Origin of the sequence: Oenococcus oeni DSM 20252 = AWRIB129 (assembly GCF_000372485.1) — a bacterium.
GTDB lineage: Bacteria > Bacillota > Bacilli > Lactobacillales > Lactobacillaceae > Oenococcus > Oenococcus oeni.
The window spans coordinates 85,570-91,646 of record NZ_AQVA01000008.1 but is presented as its reverse complement, the minus strand read 5'-3'; the positions used below and the strand labels follow the sequence as shown (position 1 = coordinate 91,646).

Annotated in this window: 4 protein-coding genes and 9 tRNA genes; 1 reads left to right on the top strand and 12 read right to left on the bottom strand. The window is 37.3% G+C overall.

Annotation, left to right across the window (positions count from 1 at the left end; translation table 11 throughout):
- Positions 1–125: 125 nt before the first annotated feature.
- From A3G9_RS0106665 to A3G9_RS0106650, 3 genes are all read right to left on the bottom strand, one after another.
- A complete protein-coding gene (locus A3G9_RS0106665; protein WP_018025273.1) occupies positions 126–389 on the bottom strand; it encodes a transposase in 264 nt (87 codons plus the stop codon).
- A 1,582-nt stretch (positions 390–1,971) separates the two neighbouring features.
- Entirely contained in the window at positions 1,972–2,748 is a 777-nt protein-coding gene (locus A3G9_RS0106655; RefSeq protein WP_002821543.1) for an ABC transporter permease, read from the bottom strand.
- A 13-nt stretch (positions 2,749–2,761) separates the two neighbouring features.
- A complete protein-coding gene (locus tag A3G9_RS0106650) occupies positions 2,762–3,703 on the bottom strand; it encodes a daunorubicin resistance protein DrrA family ABC transporter ATP-binding protein (RefSeq protein ID WP_002821542.1) in 942 nt (313 codons plus the stop codon).
- A 135-nt stretch (positions 3,704–3,838) separates the two neighbouring features.
- Here A3G9_RS0106650 and A3G9_RS0106645 point away from each other — a divergent pair, with 135 nt between their 5' ends.
- Positions 3,839–4,345 carry a MarR family winged helix-turn-helix transcriptional regulator gene (locus tag A3G9_RS0106645; RefSeq protein ID WP_002821541.1) on the top strand — a complete coding sequence of 169 codons (507 nt, stop codon included), beginning with the start codon at positions 3,839–3,841 and terminating at the stop codon, positions 4,343–4,345.
- Positions 4,346–5,119: 774 nt separating this feature from the next.
- Here the strand turns inward: A3G9_RS0106645 and A3G9_RS0106635 are convergent.
- The 9 genes from A3G9_RS0106635 to A3G9_RS0106595 form a co-directional block, all read right to left on the bottom strand.
- A tRNA-Ser gene (locus A3G9_RS0106635) sits at positions 5,120–5,209 on the bottom strand.
- Between the two features lie 79 nt (positions 5,210–5,288).
- Positions 5,289–5,362, bottom strand: a tRNA-Ile gene (locus tag A3G9_RS0106630).
- Between the two features lie 2 nt (positions 5,363–5,364).
- Positions 5,365–5,435 (bottom strand) — tRNA-Gly (locus tag A3G9_RS0106625).
- A gap of 20 nt (positions 5,436–5,455) precedes the next feature.
- Positions 5,456–5,528: transfer RNA gene (locus A3G9_RS0106620), tRNA-Phe, on the bottom strand.
- Positions 5,529–5,559: 31 nt separating this feature from the next.
- Positions 5,560–5,634, bottom strand: a tRNA-Asp gene (locus A3G9_RS0106615).
- Positions 5,635–5,690: 56 nt separating this feature from the next.
- Positions 5,691–5,764: transfer RNA gene (locus A3G9_RS0106610), tRNA-Met, on the bottom strand.
- Between the two features lie 26 nt (positions 5,765–5,790).
- Positions 5,791–5,880 (bottom strand) — tRNA-Ser (locus tag A3G9_RS0106605).
- 19 nt (positions 5,881–5,899) lie between these two features.
- Positions 5,900–5,973, bottom strand: a tRNA-Ile gene (locus A3G9_RS0106600).
- Between the two features lie 13 nt (positions 5,974–5,986).
- Positions 5,987–6,060: transfer RNA gene (locus A3G9_RS0106595), tRNA-Met, on the bottom strand.
- Positions 6,061–6,077 lie beyond the last annotated feature (17 nt).

Below are 6,077 nucleotides of genomic sequence, written 5' to 3'. Positions count from 1 at the left end.
ACGACTTGTCTGATAGTGTTTCCAATGATAATACGTACTTTTAGAAAGCCCTAAGGCTTTCAAGATTATCCAGAGGCGGTGTTTACATAATTGTTCGTTGATAAAGTCTATGGCTTTAACTTTGCCTAATGCCTTCCCAGTAACACCGCCNCTGCTTTTAAAATTTCATTTTCTTCTTTTAACTGCTGGTTTTCTTTCTGTAGTTGCTTGAAGGCTTCAACACTCGTTACGCCACCGTCAGGTAGTTCAACTAATTTGGCCCGCTTGATCCAATGACTGATGGTGGTTGGATGAACCCCATATTCATTGGCTAAGGATTTCTTTGAACGATTTTNATTGTGATAAAGCTTAACGATGTTGTTTTTAAATTCATCTGAATAATATTTCATAAAAAAACTCCTATTCTGATTTTTATCATTATGACACAAAATCTAATGATTTTGGTACCAAATTTCAGTATAGGAGCAGCTTATTAGGGGACAGAGGCTGAAGCTGATCTCGTAACTGCTCTTTGCTATCCACTATTTCCCCTTCGTATTTGGTTTGCTTCATTATTCCTCTTAATTGGCGCTAAGTCAGGCGTTACAAATTCACGCAGATATAATCGCTTTATTACTGTCAATTTTACTCTGTGAAAGTGCTTAAAAACGGCAAATAATGGCAAATAATCGCTTATTTTTGGCTGTTTTTTGTGTGTTTTATGGCTACTAAGACCGTTGTTAGGGCATTAGCATCCCCTTTATTTATTTTTTCTCTGTTTGGTCTTATAGCATCTTATAGCGTCTCAAACTAAACCAGATATGGACCATTAATCACTCCTTTATTGTCGAGACTCCTAGAGACAATCAAACGCCTTTGTATGGGCATTTATAGGACCTAAACAGCCTATAAAAAAGTTTTACTTTCCGCATTTTGAAAACAGGCGAACGGTTCTGTGAACGCCCTATCAGACACCAATCCCCCCTATCATTTTTTCTGAACTCCTACAACATTCGCTTGAACGGTGTGCAGGCACCTGTGCGATAAGTCCGTTTTATTTTTTAAAAATCAGCTTGGTTACTGAGGGAGAAACTATGTTTTAATTGTCGATACCTCAAAAAGGAAAATCTTATATTTTCCCCTGACGCTATTTTGATCAGAAAAGTTGAAGAAAGATTATTTTATCTAGGAAATATGCTTAGCGGTAAAATGGGAACCGATTAAGGTTATTTCTAACAGAGCGCGTTCGTTATACAAATAAAGAAATAATGAAAAAACTTTATATCGGTTTTTCTAGAGGACAAAGAAAATTCACTATACGAGTGGCATTTGGAACAACGAAATATGTATATATTTGTTATAGCATATGAACTTTAAGGCAAAGATTCTAGATAACTTATATAGAAGAATTAAGAAAAATTTGTCCATTGCATTCGACATACGAATTACTGTCTAGCTATCTTTCCCAATTAGTAAGCTAACATAAATGGTTAAGATACCTTCTAACCTGTGAATTTCCAGAAGACGAGAACCAATTACTGAAATAATAACTACTAGGTTAATCATCATGCTACTCTGCAAATCTACTATATATCTGAATATATCTGAAAAAGTTCTATCTTTTTTATTAATCCTACAAATATTTTGTATTTATTCAAACTAATCATTTGCACTATTTGATTAGTTTCGGTTTGCAGTATTCCATACCCCTTTGGCAACTTCTGGAGAAGGTTTTTATATCTTGAATGTTTTTCACTTCTTGTTCCACTAATTTAATATGCTTCATCACAAATATTAATTAGTTTAACAATTGAGTGGCTGCTAGCAAATGTTATAGCATTCCCTTTAGTGTCGATAATATATTTATATCTTTCTTTTTGCTTTGGCTGAGATAAATAAATTAAATTTTAGGAAAAAGATATTTTTTTGTTTAAAATTCTACCAAGAAATATCTTACAAATTTCTTATTTTTGTACATTGCTTAGTTCTCTTTTAGCGCCGCCGCCGATAAATAAATACAGTTAATGGCATGAATATTAAAATAATGATCCCTCCACTAATGAATACCATTGTGGCATTACTACTCCAATGACCGGTCTTTAAAATTGTCCTGATTGCTGTGATTGTTAAACTGACTGGATTAATTTTAACTAGCGTTTGAATAAAATGTGGCAATGTCTTTGTTGGAATGAAGGCGTTAGATAGAAATGTCATCACTAATATAATAATCATTGATAAACTTCCAATTAATTCTGCATTCTTAGCAATTAAACCAACTAAGGCAAAAATCCACGAGGTAGACCAGCCAATAAAGATAGCCAATAATAGAGCCACAATAAGTGCCGGCAAGTTAGCTGTTGGCCGCCAACCCATTAAAAAGGCTGTTATTAAAGCCATTATTCCTGAAAGTAATAGTCGGAAGATGTCGCCGACTAATTGACCCGCCAACGGTACGATGGGCGAAATCGGTAATGTTTTGAATCGGTCAAAGACCCCTGCATTAATATCTTCGCGCAGTTGTTGTCCCGAACCTGAAGCAGCGTTTAAAATACTTTGAACCAGAATTCCAGATACCAGCATTGGCAAGTAGGCGTGAACACTGCCAGCAATGACACCGCCAAATAGGTATCCGAACAATAACGTGAAGATCACAGGTTGCATAATGACGTCACTAAAATTATCGGGATTATGCAAAGTTTTCAGTAAGTTACGGTGCGTCATAGTTAGTATGTTGTTAAAAACAAGATTTTTTGTTGTGGCTGATTTCATAATTTGTTTCTCCTCAATTTTTTCCAACTGTCATCTTTAGGAAAACGTCATCTAATGATGGAGTTTCAATGGCAAAATTGTTGATAGCAATCCCTGCAGTTTGAAACTGATCCAAAATCTTTGAAGCCGATTGCATTCCTGTGTTGCTAAGTAATGCAATCAGTGTTCGTTCGTCTACATGAACAGACACTGCCAAAATATCTTGAATAATTTTCTGCGCTTGTGGAACCTGTTTTAAATCTGTTACCTCTAATCGAAGTTGCATACCACCAACTTGTTGTTTTAATTCACTTGGAGTTCCCACTGTGATCATTTGGCCATGATCAATAAGAGCAATTCGATTAGCTAGATGATCCGCCTCTTCCAAATATTGGGTTGTTAACAAGACTGTTGAACCCTGAGCAACTAATTTTTGAATTGCCTGCCACATTTGTACCCTTGTGCGTGGATCTAATCCAGTGGTTGGTTCATCTAAAAAAAGGATAGATGGTTTTCCAATCAGACTAATAGCTAAATCCAATCGACGACGCATTCCACCAGAAAATGTTGCTAAGGTTTGATCAGCTGAATTAACTAAGTCAAAATCTGTTAATAGTTCAATGGCACGGCTACGAGCGGCTTCGCTAGCTAATCCATTCAGCTTACCGAAGATCATTAAATTCTCACGCGCACTCAAATCCTGATCAATCGCTGTAGTTTGGCCGGTCACGCTAAATTGTTGACGAGCCAAACGACTTTGTGTCAATGTATCAAAGCCATTCAACAAAATTTGTCCCGCATCTTGACGTAATAAAGTCGTTATCATCCTTAAAATAGTGGTTTTTCCAGCTCCGTTTGGGCCCAATAAGCCGAAAATCTCACCTTTTTTGATGGTAAAAGAAACATCCTGCACTACCGTTTTGTTTCCAAACCGTTTCTGAATATTCGTCACTTGAATTACATTATCTTTACTCATTTTTTGCCTTTCATAATTTAATCAGGGCGCCTGACAAAATATATAGTAAGGGCACCTGAATAAATTGTCAAGTCGTAGTCGTATAGATGTTTGGAGTGTTGTATATTTAAGGAAATAGTAGATGGAGTGATAATTTTGACAAATAAGATCAAAGCAGAATTGATTGCCGGGAAATTGACGGAGTACGAACAACTCAGCAAAATATATGATGATGTTATAAAGCAAGCTCGACCACGTTTGACAGTCGAAGGTCAAGGGAAGATTTTATTAGCATTGGCTGATGAGGATCATTTATCACAACGAGAACTGGCAACACGTTTAGGAATGTCGCCCCAATCTACTAGTGAATTTGTCTATAAACTGGTCAAATATAATTTGGTAACTTTGACGAAATCGCCAAATGATAGGCGTATTAACTTAGTTAATTTAACAAGCGCGGGTCGAGAAGAAATTGAATCCGCTGCTCAAGAAGTTCCCCCATTTATTAGAGTGCTTTCTGATACTGAATTGGATCAGTTATCATCTTTACTTACCAAAATCACAACGGCCATGTACACAGATATTGATGCAGCTAACTCCACTCTGGGAATTAAACTTCATAAACTATTTTCAAGTCGATATTTAAAACAATTCAAAAAATAGCTTTAATTAATTAAATAAATTTTTAAAGATTAAGGATAAAAGTTATGTTATTTGATTTCAGACTCCAAACTGAATTAATTTTAATTTTCATGAATAAGAGCAATACGATGAAAATTCAAGCCACGGATATGAAAGAAAAAGAATAGCAATTTTTATTTTTTTCGCATTCATTTGAGATTTTATTTATGAATCAAGTCATTATATGTGTTAGCGTTCGCTAGTTTTACATATTTCTTAATTAAAAAGTTTTAATCTTGTTACTTATATCACTTAATACCTAATAAGAAAAACTAAATTAATTTAATTATATTAAAGGAATATCAATTAATAAATAAAATATCTTTGTAAAACTCTACAAGTTAACTATATTTTTTGGGAATTAGAGTCTCAAATAACTTATTGCTACTTTGTTTAGGAGCGATATAAAAGTTTAATTTAGTCAGTTAACTATAATTTCAAAAACAGCAATATAAATTGATCCAAACACACAAAAATATGTAAAATCAATTTCTTAAGTTGAATCGACAGTAAGTTAGGACTTGGTGTTCTTGACATTGTTTAAGTTATCCAATCCGATACTAAAAAAAGCAAGAAATATTTACTTGCTTTAGGAAATGGATCATGTCCGTGAAGCCATTTACTGACCTTTCTTTTCAATAAATTTGATTACTTTTTTGATTACTTTCTTCCGTCATCAAGGAGCATACTCAGAACAACATTAAGCCCGAAAAATGCCTAACAATGGGCTTTATACACCCTCAGAACATAGCAACATGGAGATTGAGGGATTCGAACCCTCGCGCCGGGATAAACCGACCTACACCCTTAGCAAGGGCGCCTCTTCAGCCTCTTGAGTAAATCTCCAGCTGATTAAAATAACTATTAATCATAATAATATAAAAAGTGGCAAACAAACATTCATAATAAAATGCCTGTTTGCCAATGGACCATCCAGGACTCGGACCTGGGACCTCTGCGTTATCAACACAGCGCTCTAACCAGCTGAGCTAATAGTCCAAAGCGAATGACGGGAATCGGACCCGCGTAGCCAGCTTGGAAGGCTGGAGCTCTACCATTGAGCTACATTCGCAAAAGGAGAGAAATCTCCAATGGCGCGGGGCGGAATCGAACCGTCGACACAAGGAGCTTCAATCCTTTGCTCTACCAACTGAGCTACCGAGCCAATCCTTGACTACATCGATATTGCTATCGACCGGTCCCAGCGGGGTTTGAACCCGCGATCTCCTCCGTGACAGGGAGGCGTCCTAGACCAACTAGACCATGGAACCTCTTGAACATCTTCTATGTAATAGCCAAACATTCAGGTCGGTCACTAAGTGACCTATTGCGGGGGCTGGATTTGAACCAACGACCTTCAGGTTATGGGCCTGACGAGCTACCAGACTGCTCTACCCCGCGATAATATTAAATTTGCCTCACGGCAATGGAGAATAGAGGATTTGAACCTCTGCGCCGGTTTCCCGACCTGACGGTTTTCAAGACCGTTCCCTTCAGCCAGACTTGGGTAATTCTCCAGAAACTCAATGGGCCAAATGGACCTTGCTGGACTCGAACCAGCGACCGAGCGGTTATGAGCCGCTTGCTCTAACCAACTGAGCTAAAGGTCCTAATTCGGGCCAATCGCGGCGGGGGGAATCGAACCCTCGACCTCCCGGGTATGAACCGGACGCTCTAGCCAGCTGAGCTACACCGCGATCGATTGAGCAAGTGC